Origin of the sequence: Gluconacetobacter dulcium, assembly GCF_014174165.1 — a bacterium.
Classification (GTDB): domain Bacteria; phylum Pseudomonadota; class Alphaproteobacteria; order Acetobacterales; family Acetobacteraceae; genus Gluconacetobacter; species Gluconacetobacter dulcium.
In genome coordinates this window covers 91,525-112,122 of the sequence record NZ_JABEQN010000013.1, presented here as the reverse complement: position 1 = coordinate 112,122, position 20,598 = coordinate 91,525, and the positions used below count along the sequence as shown (strand labels likewise).

General features: G+C 62.3%; 18 protein-coding genes and 1 pseudogene. 6 read left to right on the top strand and 13 right to left on the bottom strand.

Annotation, left to right across the window (positions count from 1 at the left end):
- Positions 1-78: 78 nt before the first annotated feature.
- Entirely contained in the window at positions 79-861 is a 783-nt protein-coding gene (locus HLH25_RS11690) for a S24 family peptidase (RefSeq protein WP_246402071.1), read from the top strand.
- A gap of 110 nt (positions 862-971) precedes the next feature.
- Positions 972-1,145, top strand: coding sequence for a hypothetical protein (locus tag HLH25_RS11685; RefSeq protein ID WP_170143250.1), 174 nt, complete (start codon positions 972-974; stop codon positions 1,143-1,145).
- 41 nt (positions 1,146-1,186) lie between these two features.
- Here HLH25_RS11685 and HLH25_RS11680 read toward each other — a convergent pair whose 3' ends face one another.
- From HLH25_RS11680 to HLH25_RS11620, 13 genes and pseudogenes are all read right to left on the bottom strand, one after another.
- The gene (locus tag HLH25_RS11680) at positions 1,187-1,744 is read right to left on the bottom strand and encodes a DsbA family protein (protein ID WP_182974231.1); all 558 of its coding nucleotides are present in this window, start codon (positions 1,742-1,744) and stop codon (positions 1,187-1,189) included.
- Positions 1,745-1,800: 56 nt separating this feature from the next.
- A complete protein-coding gene (gene xylB, locus HLH25_RS11675; protein WP_182974230.1) occupies positions 1,801-3,264 on the bottom strand; it encodes a xylulokinase in 1,464 nt (487 codons plus the stop codon).
- 117 nt (positions 3,265-3,381) lie between these two features.
- The gene (locus HLH25_RS11670; protein WP_182974229.1) at positions 3,382-3,519 is read right to left on the bottom strand and encodes a hypothetical protein; all 138 of its coding nucleotides are present in this window, start codon (positions 3,517-3,519) and stop codon (positions 3,382-3,384) included.
- A gap of 123 nt (positions 3,520-3,642) precedes the next feature.
- Positions 3,643-4,854 (bottom strand): PepSY-associated TM helix domain-containing protein, encoded by a 1,212-nt coding sequence (locus HLH25_RS11665; RefSeq protein ID WP_182974228.1) that lies wholly within the window; start codon positions 4,852-4,854, stop codon positions 3,643-3,645.
- 86 nt (positions 4,855-4,940) lie between these two features.
- Positions 4,941-7,364, bottom strand: coding sequence for a TonB-dependent siderophore receptor (locus HLH25_RS11660; RefSeq protein WP_182974227.1), 2,424 nt, complete (start codon positions 7,362-7,364; stop codon positions 4,941-4,943).
- A gap of 166 nt (positions 7,365-7,530) precedes the next feature.
- Positions 7,531-8,520 (bottom strand): FecR family protein, encoded by a 990-nt coding sequence (locus HLH25_RS11655; protein ID WP_220791791.1) that lies wholly within the window; start codon positions 8,518-8,520, stop codon positions 7,531-7,533.
- Between the two features lie 151 nt (positions 8,521-8,671).
- Positions 8,672-9,187, bottom strand: coding sequence for an RNA polymerase sigma factor (locus HLH25_RS11650; protein ID WP_182974226.1), 516 nt, complete (start codon positions 9,185-9,187; stop codon positions 8,672-8,674).
- Between the two features lie 382 nt (positions 9,188-9,569).
- Positions 9,570-10,493 (bottom strand): annotated as a pseudogene (locus HLH25_RS11645) (FGGY family carbohydrate kinase); the annotation flags it as partial.
- 263 nt (positions 10,494-10,756) lie between these two features.
- Positions 10,757-11,326 (bottom strand): cytochrome b, encoded by a 570-nt coding sequence (locus HLH25_RS11640; RefSeq protein ID WP_246402069.1) that lies wholly within the window; start codon positions 11,324-11,326, stop codon positions 10,757-10,759.
- A 114-nt stretch (positions 11,327-11,440) separates the two neighbouring features.
- Positions 11,441-11,662, bottom strand: a complete 222-nt coding sequence (locus HLH25_RS11635; protein WP_182974225.1) for a hypothetical protein — start codon at positions 11,660-11,662, stop codon at positions 11,441-11,443.
- A gap of 34 nt (positions 11,663-11,696) precedes the next feature.
- Positions 11,697-12,374, bottom strand: coding sequence for a GntR family transcriptional regulator (locus HLH25_RS11630; protein WP_375288973.1), 678 nt, complete (start codon positions 12,372-12,374; stop codon positions 11,697-11,699).
- 229 nt (positions 12,375-12,603) lie between these two features.
- The gene (locus HLH25_RS11625) at positions 12,604-14,949 is read right to left on the bottom strand and encodes a TonB-dependent receptor (protein ID WP_182974223.1); all 2,346 of its coding nucleotides are present in this window, start codon (positions 14,947-14,949) and stop codon (positions 12,604-12,606) included.
- A 337-nt stretch (positions 14,950-15,286) separates the two neighbouring features.
- On the bottom strand, positions 15,287-15,967 hold the full coding sequence (locus HLH25_RS11620; protein WP_182974222.1) for a GntR family transcriptional regulator: 681 nt from the start codon (positions 15,965-15,967) through the stop codon (positions 15,287-15,289).
- A 341-nt stretch (positions 15,968-16,308) separates the two neighbouring features.
- Between HLH25_RS11620 and HLH25_RS11615 the strand changes: the two genes are divergently transcribed.
- From HLH25_RS11615 to HLH25_RS11600, 4 genes are all read left to right on the top strand, one after another.
- A complete protein-coding gene (locus HLH25_RS11615) occupies positions 16,309-17,541 on the top strand; it encodes a metal-dependent hydrolase family protein (RefSeq protein WP_182974221.1) in 1,233 nt (410 codons plus the stop codon).
- Between the two features lie 28 nt (positions 17,542-17,569).
- Positions 17,570-18,193 carry an isochorismatase family protein gene (locus HLH25_RS11610; protein ID WP_182974220.1) on the top strand — a complete coding sequence of 208 codons (624 nt, stop codon included), beginning with the start codon at positions 17,570-17,572 and terminating at the stop codon, positions 18,191-18,193.
- 47 nt (positions 18,194-18,240) lie between these two features.
- Entirely contained in the window at positions 18,241-19,581 is a 1,341-nt protein-coding gene (locus HLH25_RS11605) for an MFS transporter (RefSeq protein WP_182974219.1), read from the top strand.
- 116 nt (positions 19,582-19,697) lie between these two features.
- Positions 19,698-20,429, top strand: coding sequence for a haloacid dehalogenase type II (locus HLH25_RS11600; protein WP_182974218.1), 732 nt, complete (start codon positions 19,698-19,700; stop codon positions 20,427-20,429).
- The last annotated feature ends 169 nt before the right edge of the window (positions 20,430-20,598 follow it).

Genomic DNA, 20,598 nt, shown 5'->3' with positions numbered 1-20,598 from the left:
ACAATAATAGGCATAATCCTGCCGTCAAGAGGATATATCCTATTGGGAATTCCCTATTCCGATCGGCATAATAGGGTCATGTCGGTCCTGACCCCCTCCCGCTACGCTCTGCTCAGGCTGATTGCCGAGGCCGGCAGCAATCTGAAGGCGGAATCCCTCGCGCTGGGGCGCAACCACGCCTATCTCCAGCAATATATCCACAAGGGCACGCCCCAGCGCCTGCCCGAGGACGTGCGCGAGTCCCTGGCCCGCCGCTTCGCCGTCAGCGCCAACGTGTTCCGCGACGACGCGGACCCGAACTGGGAGCCCCTGGCCCCCGGCGCCCTGTCCGACGCCGGCGATCCCTCACCGCGCCGCCCGCATTTCGCCACGCCCCGCGCCCCGTTCGGCGCGGCCCCCGTCGAGCGCGATCCGCCCCCAACCGAGAGCCAGTTCCGCATTCCCGAATATAACGTGGCCCCCCAGGCCGGCCCCGGCGCCCTGCCCAGCCACATGGCGGTCGAGGACGGCCCCCAGCCGGTCGATCACTGGTTCCTGCCCCGCCGCTTCCTCAGCGCCTTCACCGACAGTCCGGAGGCCCTGGTGGTCCTGCGCGTCGCGGGCGACAGTATGGAGCCCGACTATCAGGCCGGCGAACGGGTGCTGGTCGATACCGCGCACCGCACGCCCTCACCACCCGGCGTCTATGTGCTGTGGGACGGCTTCGGCCTGGTGCTGAAACGGCTGGAGATCGTCTACGGCACCACCGACCCGGTCATGGTCCAGATCATGAGCATCAATCCCGGCTACCCCACCTACACCCGGGCGCTGGACGAGGTGCACATCAACGGCCGCGTCGTCGGAAAATGGGTCTGGAAATGATCCGGGCGCCCTATCGGGCGTTTCCGTCCCGAAGCCGCCACGATTCCCCGTCAGCCTGACCCGACGCGCCGCCCCGGCGACGGATGGGACCCGTTGAAGGAGACCCCAGCATGACCAGACTGCTCCGCTCCACCTGCGCGCTGCTCGCGATACTCACGCTGGCGGCCTGCACCTACGAACGCGCGCCCTATCGCGGCTGGCACCGCGGCCATCACAACGGCCGTTACGGCTGGTACGACGATCACGGCGGCTGGCGCGGCGACTACTACCACCACCGTTTCTAAGGATCACCGGGCGGCCGCGGGCCACCCGGACATGCCGCGCCTCACCCCAGGCGCGCCACCCAGTCCGCAACGGCATCCCCGCTGCCGATCGCCGGATCGACCAGCCCGTCGATCATGAAGGTCGGCGAGACATGGATGCCATTCTGCCGCGCATAGCGGCAATGGCGCTTGATCTCGCGGTCCAGGTCCGCAATCGCGAACGCCTCCGCCAGCGCCACGCCGCTATACGCCTCCAGCCGGGCAATGATCTGCCTCGGCGTGGCATCCATGTTCGGCCCGCCGCAATGGTGCGCGAACTCGAATTCCTCGCGATGCGCCCCCACGGCCGCCAGCACCGCCCGCGCGCTCTCCCTGCCCCCCGGCAACGTCGAAGCCGCGATGACACAGCGCGTCACCACACCGGAATACATGTGCCAGGGCTGCGACTGCATCGTCAGCCGCACGGTCACCCGCTCCTCCCCCGCCGCCGCCAGAAACGCATCCATCTTGCCGAAAGCGCGGACGGAGAACGGACAGGTCGGCTCCAGAAACATCTCGAACAGCCGAGGCCCATGCCCCCACACCAGCGGATCGGCCCGCCAGCCCGTCACCTGTGTCATCGCATCATCTTCCCTCTTCCGGCCAACCCGACACGGCGACCGCTCACGCCGCAACCCTATGGCACGGCAGCAAAATCGGCCAAGGCGGGATACAATGCCCGATAACGCGGCAGCACCGCGCCATAGGCCGCCTGCAACGCGTCATCCGGCGCAATCGTCTCCACCCGCTCCGGCGGCAGGCACACGGCCGCCACATCCTCTCCCGTCACGGCCAGCCGCGCCAGCCGCGCGGCACCGAACGCGCCCCCCTGCTCGCCATGCGCCAGACGATGCAGCCGAATCCCCATTACCGAGGCCAGAATCCCCAGCCACGTCGCACTGCGCGACCCACCCCCGATCACATCGGCCTGCTCCAGCACCGACCCGGCCCCGGCCAACCCGTCCAGCGCATCACGCAGCGAAAACGCAACGCCTTCCAGCACCGCCTGCGTCATCTGCGCGCGGCTCGTGCTCCGCTCCAGCCCGATAAACGCCCCCCGGATGCCGGCATCGTTATGCGGCGTGCGCTCCCCCGACAGATAAGGCAGAAACAGCAGCCCCGAGGGCCGCGCGACCACCTCCGGCAGTTCCCCCAGCAATTCCGCCTCGCTCCGCCCCACGACCGAAGCCCACCAGGCCAGCGAGGATGCCGCCGAGAGCGTCACCCCCATCTGGTGCCACATCCCCGGCACGGCATGGCAGAAGGCATGGATCGCCGCGCGCGGCCCCGGCCGAAAGCGGTCGGTCGTCGCCCACACCACCCCCGACGTTCCCAGCGAGACAAAGGCATCGCCCGGCCGCACCGCCCCCAGCCCAACGGCCCCGGCGGCATTGTCGCCCGCCCCGCCAGCCAGCACCGGCGGCACATCCATCCCCCACCGCTCCACCAGTTCGCGGCGCAACACCCCCGCCCGATCCGTCCCCTCACAAAGCGCCGGCATCATCTCCAGCGAAAGGCCCGTCGCCGCCAGCGCCGCCTCCGACCATTGCCGCCGCCCCACATCCAGCCACAACGTGCCCGAAGCGTCGGACATCTCCTCGATCATCTCGCCGGTCAGCCGATAGCGCAGCCACGCCTTGGGCAGCAGCACATGCCGCGTGGCGCGAAAGACCTCCGGCTCATGCCGCGCCACCCACAGCAGCTTCGGCGCGGTAAAGCCGGGCATGGCGATATTCCCGGTCACCGCCCGACTGTCGGGAAAACGCTGTTCGAACACCGCGCATTCCGCGCTGGCCCGCACATCGTTCCACAGGATGCAGGGCCGCAGCACCCGCCCGCCCCCATCCAGCAGCACCGCCCCATGCTGCTGCCCCGACAGGCCGATCCCTCTTACCGCCGCCACCGCACGCGGATGGCTGTCGCGCAGGGCGTCGATCGCGGCCAGCAGGGCACACCACCAGGCTTCCGGCGCCTGCTCGCTCCAGCCCACATGCGGCGACTGGCTGGTCAGCGGCTCGGTTCGGGTGGCCAGCACACGCTGGTCCTCATCGACCAGCGCCGCCTTGATCCCGGACGTTCCCGCATCAATGCCGATATACATCGCCCTGCTCCCTGTCGGTGCGCACGACCCGACGATAGCCCAGCCACGCGCCCTGCCACAAAGTCCGGGAAACACCCTTCCGAATCAGAGAGATCGAAAAACCATTCCCCATACGCGTCAGGGCGCGCCATACCCCATGCCGCCAGACAGATACGGGCCGCTCGCATGACGACCATGGCCCCTGCCTTCCTGCGCTCCGCACGCCGCCACCAGCAGCAGCAACGCCAGCACCATCATCCGCGCTCCCCACCGCATCTCAGGCCCTTCCCCACATCCGCTCACCACAAAAGGCATGGAACGGGCATGACGGCCATTATGGTCACGCTGCCGGCCACCCTCCGTCAGGACGCATAAAGACCCGTTTCACAGGTCCAACTGTCATGTCGGGGCCGCCACCGGTGCAGGCGCCTCACGGACGGAAGGCAATGTCTCGTCGAGATCGAAGCCAGGCGTACGAAGGCGCGTATCGGCCGCAACCCTGCGTCGGCCAAACCAGAGAACGAGCCCCGTCACCAGCACGGCGATCGTGCCCAGATCGAGGCATACCCAGAGGATCTTCAGCGGCATTCCGCCATAATCGCCGAAATGCAGCGGGCGGGAAATCTCCAACGCCCGCAGATACCATGGCATCGGCACCGCAGCCGTCACCCCGCCCGTGCGCGCATCGACCAGAACAGGCGTGAACAGCCGTCCCGTCAACGGGGTCTTTCCCTTCGTCCAGACGAGATAATGATAGGGCGAACCGAAACGCGAGCCGGGAAAGACGGCGCTCATCACGCGCATGCCCGGCACCGTCTCCTGTACGGCCTGAAACGCCGCATCCAGCGATGTCAGGTCCTGCACGGCCGGCACCGGCCGCCCCTGCCATGGCAGCAGCAGCGTGCGGGCGGTCGAAACCTGCCACATGGCAAAAAGCGGCTGCGACAATTCGTTCATCGCGCCGGTCAGTCCCACCACACCCATCCAGACGGTCAGGACGATCCCCAGCAGGTTATGCAGATCCAGCCACCGCAATCGCGCCGCCCGACCGGTCCTGACGGCACCGAACCGCAGCCGCTTCATGAACGGCCCATAAAGAACCACGCCCGAGACGATCGCCAGCACGAAAAACAGCCCCATAAGGCCCAGGAACAACGTGCCTGCCAGACCGGCGAACAGGTCCTTGTGCAGATGCAGCATCAACGGCAGAAAACCGACGACCCGCCCGGCAGGCGCCGCGTCATCGCGCAAGATGACGCCGGTATGGGCATCGAATTTCAACACATGCCCCGTCGCCGGGTCGCTGTTGTACCGATCCCACGACGGTGCCATCCCAACCAGGATCTGCGGCTCATCGTCATCGACGAAAACGGAGGTCGCCACCTGCCCCGGATAATGCTGGCGGGCCACCGCCAGCACCCTGTCAAGGCTGACACGCGGCGCGTCGGCCGCCACCTGCGCATAGGGTGCCGAATCATCCAGCCAGTCACCGATCTCGTCCTGAAACACGAGCGGCAGACCGGTGAGGCAAATGACCAGCAGGAAAAGCGTGCTGATCAGGCTCGTCCATTTATGAACCGCAAACCAGCGACGAAGCACAGAAGCACTCATGTTATTCCCTTCTGCCGTAGCGGGACGGATGACCGGAGCGGCATGCACCGTTCACCACCCCGCATGCCGGAACAGATTCCACCATTTTACCATCTATATTGCAGAGATCCCATGAAATTTCGCCGCAACCCATAATAGCACCCAAGATTCACACAGGATGCGATATATTTCCGGTCACCAATATTTGATATATTGAACTGGGCACTCAACCCATGCAGCGACGGAATCCGTGCGCCTAGGTCGTAATGCAGATCCATATCGAACAGCAGCACACCGGGAACATGATACTGGTTCGCGTAATTGGCGAATGAAATGCCCTGGTAACGAAGACCACCACCAAACCCGAACCCTTCCAGCCCCCCCTGGCGCACGGTATAGTCCGCCCAGGCCGATGCCGTCTGGCGCGGAATCCCCGGCAGGGCTCCACCCCGATAGCCATTGATCTTGCGGGTGATTTTCTGGTCCACATAACCATACGACGCCACGACACGCAGCGACCGACCGATCGCATAATGCGCTTCGACTTCCGCCCCGCGCGAACGGACGGCGCCGGCGGCGATGGCAAAATTGGTATGGACCGGATCGGCCGTCACCACGTTCTGTTCCTTGAGATCGTACAGGGCGAGCGTCAGGAAACCGTCTATTTTCCGCGGCTGGTATTTGATGCCAACTTCCACCTGCTGGCCCCTGGTGGGCGCCAGCGGCGCACCGGTAAAGGTCGTCGCGACCTGCGGCATGAACGAGGTCGAGTAATTCGCGTACGGCGAGATCCCGAACGGCAGCCGATAAATCGCCCCGATGCGTCCGGTCACGGCCCCCTGGGACTGGTGGGTTGTCTTGGATTTCAGCCTGTTGCGGGTCTGTTCATCGAACAGATCGCCCCGCACGCCGCCGATCACGCTCAGATTTTCCCACTTCATTTCCTGCTGGACATAGAACCCGACCTGATCGTTCGTGGTATGGGCGTTGGCGATCTCCGGCACGGTACCCGAAAAGCCGCTATAAACCGGGTGGAAAATATTCAGTTCGGCGGCTTTCAGGTAACCGTACCAGTCCTGCTGGGCTAATGTCGCATGCTGGTAATCGATACCGGCCAGCGTCACATGCCTGACCGGACCCGTCCGATAGTCCGCCTGCAACTGGTTATCGAGCGCGATCGTGTTCAGCGTCTCGCGCGCCATATATCCATCACGCGTGACGTCCTGCAGATTCGGCGCCAAGGCATCGGACGTGACACCGTTATAGTTGGCATCCAGAAACTGGTACCGAAAATTCTGCCGGAATTTCAGCCAGGACAAAAACTGGTGTTCGAACGCATACCCGACGGAAAACTGGTTGCGCCGCAAGCGGTCAAAGCCCGGCTCGCCCAGATAGGTGCTCGTGGCGATACGCCCGTACGGGTTCCGCAGCAAAGTCCCCTTGTAGGGCAACTGGTTGTAGAATCCGCCTTCCGGGTCCGCCTGATAGCTGGCGAGAAACGTTACCGAGGTCGCCGGATCGATCCGCCACCTGATCGACGGGGCGATCAGAAAGCGTCTCAACGTGGTATGGTCGACCTGGGTACCCGTATTACGGAACAGGCCCACAACCCGATAGGCCACCGATCCGGACGCATTCAGCCGGTCGCCGACATCGACCCCGGCCTGAAAACGCCCCCATGATCCGCCCGTCAGCCTGACTTCATGCAGCGGCGTATCGGTCGGGGTCTTGCTTGTCAGGGTCACCAGCCCGCCGGGCGACGCCTGCCCGTACACGACGGAATCCGGTCCCTTGATGACATCGAGCGATTGCAGCGCATAGGCATCGAACTGCGGCGTCGCCCAGGTGCCCGCCTGCAATCGCAGCCCGTCGAGATACTCGTTGGGATTGAACCCGCGCACAAAGATCTGACCGGTCTCGATGCGATTGTCGTCGCCCCCGACTTCCGCCGTGACGCCAGGCATGTAGCGCAGGGCTTCCGGCACCGACTGCGCAGCCTGAAGGTCCATCTGCGTACGATCGACCGAGGAAATGGACTGGGGGTTCTCACCCAGCGCCGTCGGCACCTTGGTTCCGCCGATAACCCGCCTTTCGAGGCCCTGCGCAGCCGGAGCATCGGCTCGATCATAGGGATACAGGCCGGCCTGCACGGGCGCCTTGCCCTGCACCCGCACCGGCCCCAGCATGATCGCAGCACCCTTGTCGTCAGGCGCGACGATGATCGTCCTGCCATCCCGCAGGCGCCACGATAGGCCGCTCCCCGCCAGAAGCCGCGCCAAAGCCTGGCTGACCGTCGATACCCCGGACAAGCCGGCAGTCCTTTTTCCGGCGACGGCGGCGGAAGGAAAGAAGATATGCATGCCGCTCTGGTCGGCCGCCCGCGTCAGCGCATGATCCAGGTCGCCTGCCGGAATATCGAACCGCACGCCCTGCTCGGCAATCGTCTGTGCCGCCGCGGCCCTCATCCCCATGACGGACGACATCACCCCGGCCATCAGTACCAGTCGCCGCGCCACCCTTGTTCGAATCATGCGTCCTCACCCTGAAATTGACGCCCTCAGTCCGCCACCCGGCCCGAAACGCGACTACCTCTCAATTTCAAGGACGCTCCCGCCACACGAGCTTGCAGCGCACCACGGAAAAAAATCGGCCCCAAAAATCGGCCAGAGTGAAAAACCATATGAAAAAACAAATAGATCAGTGAATGACAAGCAGCCAGGGCAATCGGATGACTCGCGCACCGGTCGAGGACGAAAGCGCGGCCAGAAGGGCGTCATTGTCATCCAGGTCGAACACGCCGGTCACTTTCAGCGCCCGCAGCGCCGCACCTCTCACCAGCACCCGGCCATGACGATAGCGCTCCAGTTCCGCCGCGACCTGCGCCAGGGGCTGCCGGTTGAAAATCAGCTTTCCACGGGTCCAGGATGTCAGGGTCTCCGCATCCACCGCCTCGGGCGCGCTCAGGATTCCCCCGCCGTAACGCACTTCCTGCCCGGCGGAAATCTGCTGCGCGCGTGCCCCCGCCCTCACCGCGACGCGGCCTTCGACGACCGAAACCAGCGTGACCTCTCCGTCGCGCCGTACCCGATAGCGGGTCCCGAGCGCCTCGGCCTCTCCCGCCCCGGAATGGACCACGAACGGGCGCGCCGCATCCCGCGCGACATCGAACAGCGCCTCGCCATCATGCAGGACCACGCGCCGCCTCTCCGCCGTAAACGCCACCGACAGCGCCGTCGCCGTATTCAGCCAGACATGCGACCCGTCATCCAGACGCACCAGCCGGCGCTCGCCGACACCCGTATGATAAGTCGCCACCAGGGATGTGACGGACGACACGATGGCCGGCCCGGCCAGCCACGCCACCCCGCTGCCCGCCAGGGCGGCACCGAAGGCGCGCCGGCCGAAGCGGCGCGCCCGCTGCCGATAGGGTGGCGATGCCAGCGCCATGCCCATGGTCCGATAGTCGGTCGCGACCGACGTCTCGCCAATCGCGCCGAACAAGGCTTCCGCCTGGCGCGCCGCATCCTCATGGGCCGGAGACCGCGCGCGCCAGGCGCCATAGGCCCGCCGGTCCTCTCCGGTCGCCCGGCCGGACCGAAGCGTCGTCAGCCATGCGATCGCCTCATCGCTTAGGGCGATGCTGCGCGGCATGCGGCCGGGTGCAGCACCCCGCCCGCTCTCAGCCATGCGGCCCGCATGGCGTCGCGCCGGATGACGGCCATTCCATCGCCCTGCCCCCCCTCGATATGTCCGATCCCGAACCGTCTCATAGATCCCAACCCGTCTCATAAACCAAGGACGACCGGGAAAGAGGACAATGACAGTCGGCCGGGCAGAATTATTCGTCACCCCACTCCGCGCGATCCCGACAATGACGAACGGCCTGCATGATATATTTTCCCACCATGCTCTCGCTGACGCCAAGCCGGGCGGCGATCTCGGCATACGACAATCCGTCCACCCGCAGCATCATCAAGGCCAGCCGCGCCTTGACCGGCAATTCCAGCAAAGCCGCATCCAGCCGCGTCAGATGGTCCCGATCGATCGCCAGCCGCTCCTGCGACGGCGCATGATCCACGATGCCCTTATCCGGCTCCTCGTCCGAGAACCACCCGGCGCGGCGCACGGAACGCCGATGCGCATCCAGCGCCAGATTCCCGGCCACCCGAAAGATATAGGCTCTGTCGTTTTCGATCGCCTGATCCTGCACCCGCGAAAGGCGGACCCACGTATCCTGCGCCAGATCGGCGGCGTCGTTCATATCCCCGGTACGATGGAAGAGAAAACGCAGCAGGTCCTGATAATGCCGCTGGAAACTGCCGGCCAGGCGCGCCCTTTTTCCCCGCTCTGCCATTCTGATCACCATGACATGCGAACCCGCGCCGCCGCCGCAATGTGGAAGTCGATGTTGAGAACAATTCTCACCATACACTCATACGCGCCTGCCCCACGCTCCGCAAGCCGCCCGCTCCATCCGCAGCCCCCCCAAACCCACCTGTCCATCGGGCACCCGTCGCACCGGCACCGACCCGCCCTGGCCTGCCAACCTGATCAAGGCCAGATCAAGCGGGACCGAGGCAACATCGCAGAGCCTGTCTGGACGTGCAGACAGGGTCGCGCCCAGCGTGTGTTGCCAAACATCGAACCCCAGGAACCGCCTGCGTCATCTGCGCGCGGCTCGTGCTCCGCTCCAGCCCGATAAACGCCCCCCCGGATGCTGGCATCGTTGCGACCACCTCCGGCAGTTCCCCCAGCAATTCCGCCTCGCTCCGCCCCAAGACCGAAGCCCACCACGCCAGCGAGGATGCCGCCGAGAGCGTCACCCCCATCTGGTGCCACATCCCCGGCACGGCATGGCAGAAGGCATGGATCGCCGCGCGAGGCCCCGGCCGGAAGCGGTCGGTCGTCGCCCACACCACCCCCGACGTCCCCAGCGAGACAAAGGCATCGCCCGGCCGCACCGCCCCCAGCCCGACGGCCCCGGCCGCATTGTCGCCCGCCCCGCCGGCCAGCACCGGCGGCATATCCATCCCCCACCGCTCCACCAGTTCGCGGCGCAACACCCCCGCCCGATCCGTCCCCTCACAAAGCGCCGGCATCATCTCCAGCGAAAGGCCCATCGCCGCCAGCGCCGCCTCCGACCATTGCCGCCGCCCCACATCCAGCCACAACGTGCCCGAAGCGTCGGACATCTCCTCGATCATCTCGCCGGTCAGCCGATAGCGCAGCCACGCCTTGGGCAGCAGCACATGCCGCGTGGCGCGAAAGACCTCCGGCTCATGCCGCGCCACCCACAGCAGCTTCGGCCCGGTAAAGCCGGGCATGGCGATATTCCCGGTCACCGCCCGACTGTCGGAAAAACGCTGCTCGAACACCGCGCATTCCGCGCTGGCCCGCACATCGTTCCACAGGATGCAGGACCGCAGCACCCGCCCGTCTCCATCCAGCAGCACCGCCGCAACCGCATGCGGATGGCTGTCACGCAGGGTGTCGATCGCGGCCAGCAGGGCACACCATCAGGCTTCCGGCGCCTGCTCGCTCCAGCCCGCATGCGGCGACTGGCTGGTCAGCGGCTCGGTTCGGGTGGCCAGCACACTCTGGACCTCATCGACCAGCGCCGTCTTGATCCCGGACGTTCCCGCATCAATGCCGATATACATCGTCCCGCTCCCGGTCAGTGCGCACGGCCCAACGATAGCGCAAGCGCACCCCTCGGCACAAAATCCGGAATCGCCCGTTCAAATCAGAGAGATCAGCAAACCAACCCGCGTCGCCTCACATCCGCGTCACGGCGCGCCATACCCCATGCCGCCAGACAGATACGGGCCGCTCGCATGACGACCATGGCCCCTGCCGTCCCGCCCCCCGCATGCTGCCAACACCAGCAGCAGGGCCACTACCATCATCCGCATGCCTGTCCGCATCAGGCCCCGCCCCACATCCGGCGCAGCACGCCATCGCGCAGCACCCGCGCGTGATACAGCGCCGCCGCCACATGCAGGGCCGCCAGGATCACGATTGCCCAGGCCAGCCAGCCATGCGCGCTGCCGAACAGATGATGCGTCGCCTGCGACATCGGCCCGAAAGGCGACCGGATCACGACCCCGAACGCCGTCACCGGCCGACCGCCCGACCACCGGGCCAGATAACCCAGCGCGATCACCGTCCCCAGCAAGAGATACAGCACACCATGCATCGCCCCCGCCGCGCGCGCGTCCAGCCCTCCCCCGGCAGGAAAGCGGATCGCCCGCCCTCCGGTCACCCGCCAGACAATGCGCGTCACGAACAACGCGGCCAGCAACACCCCCAGCGACAGATGCGCCGACACGACCGTCCCCCGCATTCCCTGCGGCACCCGATGCATCACTTCCCCCAGCCCGAACTGCGCCACGACCAGCCACGCGCACGACCAGTGCAGCCACCGTGTCTCGACACTGTAGCGAACCGGCGCGGCCATCTCTCCAACCGACCCCGGCATCCCCATCCCGTCCATGGCACCACGCTCCCTGTCCGGCCCTACACGCTCCCGGAGGCAGGACGTCATTTCCGGGAACGACCGACAGAAGCATGAACCAGCCGATCCCGTCCATCATGACGAAACCGTCACCTACCCGCCATAATCAGCAACGGCAGCGGTCAACTGTCCCAAATATCGCGTAGGGCCGCAGAACCGCCAGCCGACATTGAAGGTCAGGCTGGCATAGCGGCCGACCGAACTGAGCAGGTCGATCCCGATACTCGACAGATCGGTCTGGTTTTTTGGCACGCGGCCCGGAACAGGCCGGGCGGCCCCATGGCGCCCAGCCTGTTCCGCGCAGAAAACACGCATGAATCACCACTGGCGCACCGGGCCAGGCAGGCTCTCAACCGCCCGCGCGATTCCGGCGCAGCACATCGATCGAAACATTCGCCGCGTCCAGGATATGCTGGCGGGTCAAAGGCCCGATCACTGCCTCATCACGGCACCGGCAAGCTTCCAGCAGCGCCAGATGCTCGGCATCCGTCACCGCCTTCCGCCCCGCGATTTCCAGATGCGCCCGGATATAGCGGTCCACCCGTCGATGCACGCCCTCGATCATTTCCAGCAGCCGGGGCCGCCCCGCCGCCTGATAGATCGCGCCATGAAACGCCCAGTTCAGCGCGCCCGACCGCGCCATCCCTTCCGGCTGCTCACTGGTCCCGACCACGAAGGCTTCATACGCATCCTCGATCCGCGCCAGGTCCACGCGGGTCATGCGCCGCACTGCCTGCACCGCCGCCATTTCCTCCAGCGCGGCGCGGATCTCGGAAAAATCGATGATGTCCGCTTCCGAAAGACCGGTCACCGTGGCGCCCCGATTCTGCTGAAACAGCACCAGCCCCTCGACCTCCAGTTGCTTCAACGCCTCGCGTACCGGAATGGTACTGACCCCAAATCCGCTGGCCAACTCCGATTGCGGCAAGGACTGCCCATCGGCCAGCACCCCATCCAGAATCGCTTCGCGCAAAGCATTGCTCACCCGCTCCGAGGCCAAGCCGCGCGTTTCCTGCTGCACACTCATGAAAATGCTCTCCGGCAGCATGGCTATCCCTCCAATCTTGCAACCGCGCGTCTCATATATCACAGTACATATTGTATATTATCCGTCCAAACAGCATTCTGCCAGTTTTCCTGCCATGTCGGCCAACAATCGGTCTCAGGGTCACGATCCCATCCCATCGTCAGCAGCGTCCACGCATAAAAAAAGCCACCCAGTCTCCCGGGTGGCTGCGAAAGAAGACAGGACACTTTTACATGTCGATACGGAACCGCCCTCCCACCATGCGCGGCGTGCCCGGAATGCCATAGAAACCGTTCAGGCCGATATCGCGCGTGACGTCATAGCGCCGGTTGATGATGTTGTTCGCATAAACCGTCAGCGACCATCTGTTGCTCGTCGGCGCGAAGGTCAAACCATTATTCATGAGGAAGTACGGCGCCAACCGATAGATGTTATTCCCCGGCACGTCGAGTTGAGACCCACGATAAGTGTAGTCCAGATAAGGCGTCAAAGACCACTGCCGTCCGATCTCGATCTTGTAGGATACAGAACCTTCCAACGTCAGTTTCGGAATTCCGCTGTCGACATTGTTGTAGCTCGTGTAAATCCCTGTATAGACGCCCGTCTGCTGGAAATGGGCAGTCACGGCAGCCGAATTGATCATATTTAGGTCTTTATAGACCCCACGCTCATACCCGACATGCTGATGCAGCATCAGATTCCTGATGGGAGTGGCATCAATCTCAAGTTCGGTTCCCCAGATCTGGGATTTCGGGATATTGATATACCGGCCAACCACACCGTAATTCGGCACCACATCAAGTCCAAGAATCTGCTGACCATGATAATCATACCAGAATGCATCGCCATTGATACGTAACTTGTGATTGAAATACTCTGATTTGAACCCAACTTCGTAAGCGAGAAGAGATTCCGGCTTGGTCGGCACCAATTGCGCGGCAATAACCGTATTATTAGCTGTAAAGCCCCCCGGTTTGAATGCCTTGCGAATATTTCCATAGAACATGAGGTTCGGAAGCGCCTGGTACTCAATCCCCCCCATACCGGAAAACTGGTTCGCCAACGCACCATGCTGTGCATATTTATTGTCGAAATTCACGGGGTATAGAGCCGTACGGTAACGCAGCGTCTGCATATCGTACAGGCTGCGGTCGTCAGATTCGTGCGATACCCCGGCTGTGAGATGCAGCTTGGACGTCACGGCAAAGCGCAGATTACCGAACTGCGAGAACGCCTGCTGATCCTGCTTGTAACTGGTACGCTGCACATACGGGCGCGTCCCAGAATCTGTATAATCATTGAAGAACGTCGATTTTAACTGTGTTCTATCGTAATACATCCCTGCAACCCATTGCAGGCGCGACTGCGGATTACGCGATGACAGACGAATTTCCTGGGAAAGCATGTTCCCGTTCGTATTCACGTCATCATCGTAAATCGCATACGGCGTAGCATCCAGATCCATCAGGTTGTGAACATACATCTGCTGATAAGAAGTGACCGTTTCAAGCCGCGCGAAACCCAGATCGCGCGTCATATCCAGCGCGCCCCCCCAGAACGTGTCGTTATAAGAGGGCTTGGTACGTCCCATATTTCCGGTAATCTTCAGGAAATCCTTTCGAAACCCCCAACCCGTCTCTAAATTATTGGCATATGGCGGCGTGTGCTTGACATTGTCCTCAACGTTGAAAGCCCCGACCGCTTCGGAATCATCCTGCAGCCAGTTAGCGGTCAGCGCGATATTCGTCTTGCTGTCCGGCTGCCATGCCAGTTTTCCGCGGAGCCCACCCTTGTTCGCATCTCCCAGATTCTGTCCGGTATAACGGTTGGTCTGGAATCCGCCGCCCTGCTGCGTATATGCCGCAATCCGAAACTGCAGATTATCCGTGATAGGACCGGAGACGTAGAAATTCGTGATACTGCGAACATAAGTCGCAAGATCTTCCGAGCCGCCGTAATGGAACGTCTTGGTCGGATCAGCAGTCTTGATGTTGATCTCACCAGCCGTCACCGTCTGGCCATGCGTGAAGCCGACGGGACCGGTCACGACATCGACACCCGCCAGATCGAACAGGCCAGATCCCGCCATATACCCGATCGGTAGCGCCACACCGTCCACATAGGTCATGACCGAAGGCGTATTGTTGGAAGTAAAATCCTTCAGTCCTACACCGCGAAGGGTGAAATTGACGTTCGCCGACCCACCTTGGGGCTGCACCGTCAGATTCGGTGCAAGATTCATCAATCCCTTCACGTCCGTCACGACATGGCGCGCCAGCGTCTCTACCGAGATATGAGTCTCGGAGACACCGACATGCTGCCGCTCGCCCTGATCGAAAAGCCTGCGTGCCGAACTGACGCTGATTTCCTCGCCTTGAGCAGCTACCTGCCTTACCGGTGGCGCGGATCGGACAGCGGCCGCCGGCTTCATCGTTACAGGCGCACTGGAGTGAGCCGATGTCTGACTGGCCCTATGACGCGACGGCGCTTCCGCACCTGCGCTTTCCACCCATGACGAGACAGAAAGAGCAAAAACACTGGTGTAAAGGCAGAGGCATTTCTTGCGACTGCGCATTCCTACATTCCCTGTCGTCTGTTTCCGGATAAGCCGGATGGCCGATCCTCCGGCCGGTGATGTGGTTTATTCCGACCCCAGACTATTTCGGTTCATATACGAAAGGCAACAGTTTATATGATCTGATCTGGCAATAAAATGAACCTCCGGATGAACCACGCGTTCGACAGCCCCTCCGATGCCACGATGCTCGGATAGGATGATGCCCCTCAGATTGAGGATACATGCCAAAAGTCATTGAAAAATAATATATTCTGCAAAGATTACCCATCGCAGCCGCGACACGCCACCGCATGCCTCGGAGGACATCCCGGCAACCACCCCATTTTGAAATATTTTATTTCTTCTGGAACTGAAGAGAGATTTCTGCTGCATGCAGAATATGCTGGCGCGTAAGCCGTGCCGCTTCCTCGACGTCCCCATGCCGGCACGCCTCAAGGATTGCAAAGTGCTCTCCATCCGTATCGACCTTGCGTCCTTCGATCACCAGATGGCTCCGGATATAACGATCGAGACGACGATGAAGGTCATCTATCATTTCAAGCAGCCGCGGCCGAGCGGCAGGCACATAAATCGCGTTATGGAAGTCGCGATTCAACTGACCTGAACATATCATCCCATCATTGCCATGGCTGCCTTCCACGAAGGCTTCGTAGGCATCCTCGATACGCGCGAGATCGACGCGCCCCATTCGAGGAACGGCATGACGAATCGCCTGCTCTTCCAGGACGGCCCGGATATTGGAATACTCGATAATATCGGCGTCCGACATCCCCGCCACCGTTGCGCCCCGATTAGGCAGAAACGATACGAGCCCCTCGGCTTCCAACCGCTTCAATGCCTCCCGGACCGGAATGATGCTCACACCGAACCCGGTAGCCAACTCCGATTGCGGCAGCGGCCGACCAGCGGAAAGCGTTCCCTGTAGAATGGCCGTGCGAAGCGCTACGGCGATACTCTCCGACGCGGTTCCTCGGGGTGCGTCCTGGGCGACGCCAAAGATACCGTCCGGCAACATCAATGTGGTTCCTTCCTCATTCACAGACCTACGATGGGTCCAAATGGCAGCATACCCGACGGATCAGCCCTCCGCCCTCACCAAACAGACGATATTATAATTTTCGCCACATATTATATTGTCTCCGTTATGATGTACATGTTAAGCACGCCAGATCGCCTGCGTCTTGTCAACAAATCCCCAATCCTATCGGCGGAGTTTTCCATGAGGCTCTTTTTCGAACGATATCATTACGTTATCGGATCACACGAAGGAGCATCCGGAAAGATGTCATCGCCGGCAGACGATGCGTTGCGGGGCGCCGACCCGCGTCCCGGTTTCCATAAACGGAGAGCCACCCGATGAATGCCGTTGTCTTCCGGAACGCCCGTATCATTGACGGCAAAGCCGACCGGCCCCGCGATCCGGTCAATGTGATCGTGGAGGAGACACAGATCCGTGAAGTCGGACCGCACGCACATATGAGCGGAGCCGCCGAAATCGATCTGAAAGGGCACTATCTTCTCCCCGGCCTGATCGACTGCCACGTCCATATCGTCGCTGGCGTCGCCAATCTCGGCCTCAACGCGACATTCCCCGACTCCCTCGTCATGGCACGCTCGATGCGTATCCAGAACGGCATGCTCATGCGTGGCTTCACGACGGTCCGCGATGTCGGTGGTGCCGATCTGGGGCAGCTCCGCGCCTGGGAGGAAGGACTGGTGCAAGGGCCAAGGCTTGTGATTTCAGGCAAGGCGCTCAGCCAGACAGGCGGCCATTGCGATTTCCGCGGCCCCTTCAATCCCTGGCCCGACCATTACTGGCAGCGCCTGGGCGCCCTGGGTCGCACCTGTGACGGCGTTGCCGAAATGCGGCGCTTCGCTCGCGAAGAGATCAAGGCCGGCGCTCAATTCATCAAGGTCATGGCAAATGGCGGCGTTGCCTCTCCCACCGACCCCATTCACTTCCTCGGCTTCTCCCGCGAGGAACTGAAGGTCGCCGTCGAGGAGGCGGCCAACGCCGGCACATACGTCTCGGCCCATCTCTATACCGATGACGCCATTCGGCGCGCTGTCGAATGCGGTATCCACTCGCTCGAACATTGCAATCTCATCGGGCCAGAAACCGCTGCCTTCGCAGCGCAGATGGGCGCCGTGGCAGTACCGACCCTGGTTGTTTACGACAAGATCGCAGAGATCGGTCTCGAACTCGGCATGGGCGCCGCTGCCGTCGCCAAGGTGGAAGCCGTGCGCAAGGCCGGCATGGAGTCCCTTTCGATCATGCGGAATGCCGGCTTGTCCATGGCCTACGGTTCCGACCTTCTGGGTCCGATGCACACGCACCAATCCGAAGAATTCGTCCTGCGTTCGCGCGTCATGCCGGCACACGAAGTCATTGCTTCGGCAACTTCCATCGGCGCGCGCCTGTGCGGAATGGAAGGCAAACTCGGGACCATAGCCCCCGGCGCCTTCGCCGACCTGCTGGTCCTGGACGCCGATCCATTGCAGGACATGTCAGTCCTGACAGGACAGGGCCAACATATGAAGGTCATCATGCAGAACGGCACATTCGTCAAGAATCAACTGACAACCTGACTCGATCCCCCGACAGAAGGCGAAACAGATGACAGTTTCCGATTCCTACAAGAGCAGGACCTTTGGCGACATTCCGGTCGGCTTCGGCAAACGCGCCGGCATCGTCGTGATCGACTTCCAGATCGGCTACACCCGCCCCGAATATCGTTTCGGTTCCGCGCCGCTGATCATGCGTGCCCTCGAAAACACATCGAAGCTTCTCGACGTCGCCCGCTCGGCAGGCCTTCCCGTCGCTGTCTGCAATACGGCCTATATGAGCGAACGCGAGATGCCGTTCTGGAAGATTCGCAATGTTCGAGAAACTTTCCTGTATAGCGACCCGAGCGTCGCGCTCGATCCCAGCATCCACGATCCGTCCTACGACCTGATCGTCTGCAAGAAAGCCCCATCGATCTTCTACAATACCGAAGTCGCCGACTATTTCATCAAGGAAGGCGTCGATACGGTCATCGTCACGGGATGCGCCACCAGCGGGTGCGTTCGCGCCTCGACCATCGACAGTTTCAGCCGCTGCTGGCATACGATCGTTCCCGAAGATTGCGTGGGCGACTTCGAACAACAGCCTCACGAAGACAATCTGCGCGATGTCGGCAGACGATATGCCGATATCTCGAACCTCGCCGAGGTGATTGACCATATCCGCCCGGCCTGAACCAACAGAAGATTCCGGAAGCAGGAAAAATCAGGGGAAATTCAGGCATGGGCGAAACCGGAATGGTATCCCGCACGATCGAGCAGCATGGATTGTCGTCTTTCCATAAAAGGCTCTTCCTGATCGGCGGCAGCGGGTATTTCTTCGACGCGCTCGATGTCGCCTCACTGTCCTTTGTGCTGCCTGCCCTGGCATCCCTGTGGCATCTTTCAATGACACAGACGGGCGCGATCGGCAGTTCGACCTTCGTGGGATATTTCTTCGGCGCACTCACCGCGGGTTTCTCCGGCGACAGACATGGCCGTAAACGGGTCATGATCGCCGGGCTGATCATCTTCTCCCTGGGCGCGTTCGGTTGCGCGGCCTCCCCTGGCGTGACGTCCTTCATGCTCTTTCGGGGGATCGGCGGCTTCGGAATCGGGCTCGAAAGTGTCATCATCGCGCCCTACCTGACCGAATTCGTGCCCGTTCGCTGGCGCGGACGATTCGCCGGCGGCATGGCCGGGTTCATGTCGTTCGGCTTCCTCGGCGCCGCCCTGGCCGGTTATGCGCTGGTGCCGCAAGGAGCAAATGGCTGGCGCATCTTCACGGCCCTCTGTGGCCTGCCGATCATCCTGGCCTGGTGGTGGGCACGCGCCCTGAAAGAATCCCCGGTCTGGCTGGAAAGCAGGGGCCGGACAGACGAAGCTGCGGATGTCCTCCGCACAATATACGGGTCCACGGTCATCGTGCCCCAACCGGGCGCGCCAGACCGGAACCAGCTTCCCCTCCCACCAACGCGTCTATTGACTCCGGGCAACCGGCTGACCCTTTTCCGAACATGCGGAATCTGGTTCTTTTTCATGTTCAGCTACTACGCATTCTTCACCTGGATGCCGCAGCTCCTGGTGCTGAACGGCGTCACACTCTCAAACAGCATCTATTATTCCATCGCGACCTTCGGCGCACAGATCCCCGGATATTTTGTCGCGGCCTGGTTGAACGACAAGATCGGCTCCCACCGCGTTCTGACAATATACGTCACCTGTGCAGCAGCCACCTGTATCGGAATCGCACTGCACCCGACCATCGAAGCAATCCGCTATGGCGGAATGGTGCTCTCGTTTTTCCTCAATGGCAGCAACGCCGCATATTACGCCTTTACCCCCTTCGTCTTTCCAGCCGCACTTCGCGCCAGGGGAGCAGGCCTCGCTTCGAGCGCCGGGCGGATCGGTGCGGTAATCGCACCGATCTGCATGGGTGCCGTTTATCCCCTGGTCGGGCTGCGCGGCATCTTCCTCCTCATCGGAGCCATTCTGTTCTTGGCCGTCCTGACGGTACCGGCGCGGGGAGCCGCCGTGCGCACATCGGGGCGCATCGTCGCAGAAACCTCCGCCGCCCCACCCTGACGCGGCCCGGACCCTGCCGGACGGCATGAACACGCCCTGCCGTGACCAGCCACCCGGCAGCGCTGACGACACCTCTCTCATCTCACTGCTTCCAGAGCATTACCGGAGACCACACCATGCGCCTAACCGACTTCAAGGTATTGGCTTTCGACTGCTATGGGACATTGATCGACTGGGAAAGCGGCATTTATACCGCGCTCCAGCCCCTGCTGACTGCCGCGGGCATGACATTGTCACGCGACGAGGTGCTGGAACGCTTTGCATGGCACGAAGCTGACCAGGAAGTAATAACACCTGGTATGATCTATTCCGAGCTTCTTGGCGTCGTTTACGGGCGACTCGCAAAAGAATGGAAGACGGAGGTCACTGCCGCAGATATGGCCCGTTTCGGCGCTTCAGTCCCAGACTGGCCTGCCTTCCCCGATTCAGCCGAGGCGCTGCATTATCTGAAACAGCACTACAAGCTGATCATCCTGTCCAACGTCGACCGCGAGAGCTTCAAAGGCAGCAACAAACATCTCCAGGTTGCTTTCGATGCGATCTGCACAGCGCAGGATATCGGCACCTACAAGCCATCTCCCAATAATTTCGCCTATCTCATCCGGCAGGTCGAAGCGATGGGGTTCAGCAAGTCCGACATCCTGATGACGGCTCAGAGCCTGTTCCATGATCATGTGCCCGCCAACAGGGCCGGAATCGCATCGGCATGGATCGACCGCCGGCATGCTGTGGAAGGCTGGGGCGCCACGATGAAGCCCGAAACGCTTCCTCATATCGACTTCCACGTTCGCACAATGGCCGAGTTGGTCGCACTCCATCGCAAGGACTCTGCCCCGACGGCGGTGTAGCACTCAGGTCCGATCGTCCCATAGCCTCATAAGGGACGACACTGCCGCCACAGGCATTCCAATACTGACAGGAGATTGCATCCCCCTGAAATGCCTGTCGCGACTGTTTGAAATCGTATAGCCGTCCAGCTTGGCACGCGGCGCACGCCCAATGAACATACGTCACGAT

Bases quoted from the DNA above. Each gene is read 5' to 3' on its own strand.
- HLH25_RS11685 (WP_170143250.1), top strand. From the start codon at position 972: ATGACCAGACTGCTCCGCTCCACCTGCGCGCTGCTCGCGATACTCACG.
- HLH25_RS11620 (WP_182974222.1), bottom strand. From the start codon at position 15,967: ATGTTGCCGGACGGTATCTTTGGCGTCGCCCAGGACGCACCCCGAGGA.
- HLH25_RS11660 (WP_182974227.1), bottom strand. From the start codon at position 7,364: ATGATTCGAACAAGGGTGGCGCGGCGACTGGTACTGATGGCCGGGGTG.
- HLH25_RS11635 (WP_182974225.1), bottom strand. From the start codon at position 11,662: ATGCGTGTTTTCTGCGCGGAACAGGCTGGGCGCCATGGGGCCGCCCGG.
- HLH25_RS11625 (WP_182974223.1), bottom strand. From the start codon at position 14,949: ATGCGCAGTCGCAAGAAATGCCTCTGCCTTTACACCAGTGTTTTTGCT.
- xylB (WP_182974230.1), bottom strand. From the start codon at position 3,264: ATGTATATCGGCATTGATGCGGGAACGTCCGGGATCAAGGCGGCGCTG.
- HLH25_RS11605 (WP_182974219.1), top strand. From the start codon at position 18,241: ATGGGCGAAACCGGAATGGTATCCCGCACGATCGAGCAGCATGGATTG.
- HLH25_RS11615 (WP_182974221.1), top strand. From the start codon at position 16,309: ATGAATGCCGTTGTCTTCCGGAACGCCCGTATCATTGACGGCAAAGCC.
- HLH25_RS11600 (WP_182974218.1), top strand. From the start codon at position 19,698: ATGCGCCTAACCGACTTCAAGGTATTGGCTTTCGACTGCTATGGGACA.
- HLH25_RS11630 (WP_375288973.1), bottom strand. From the start codon at position 12,374: ATGAGTGTGCAGCAGGAAACGCGCGGCTTGGCCTCGGAGCGGGTGAGC.
- HLH25_RS11655 (WP_220791791.1), bottom strand. From the start codon at position 8,520: ATGGCTGAGAGCGGGCGGGGTGCTGCACCCGGCCGCATGCCGCGCAGC.
- HLH25_RS11640 (WP_246402069.1), bottom strand. From the start codon at position 11,326: ATGGACGGGATGGGGATGCCGGGGTCGGTTGGAGAGATGGCCGCGCCG.
- HLH25_RS11680 (WP_182974231.1), bottom strand. From the start codon at position 1,744: ATGACACAGGTGACGGGCTGGCGGGCCGATCCGCTGGTGTGGGGGCAT.
- HLH25_RS11610 (WP_182974220.1), top strand. From the start codon at position 17,570: ATGACAGTTTCCGATTCCTACAAGAGCAGGACCTTTGGCGACATTCCG.
- HLH25_RS11650 (WP_182974226.1), bottom strand. From the start codon at position 9,187: ATGGCAGAGCGGGGAAAAAGGGCGCGCCTGGCCGGCAGTTTCCAGCGG.
- HLH25_RS11670 (WP_182974229.1), bottom strand. From the start codon at position 3,519: ATGCGGTGGGGAGCGCGGATGATGGTGCTGGCGTTGCTGCTGCTGGTG.
- HLH25_RS11665 (WP_182974228.1), bottom strand. From the start codon at position 4,854: ATGAGTGCTTCTGTGCTTCGTCGCTGGTTTGCGGTTCATAAATGGACG.
- HLH25_RS11690 (WP_246402071.1), top strand. From the start codon at position 79: ATGTCGGTCCTGACCCCCTCCCGCTACGCTCTGCTCAGGCTGATTGCC.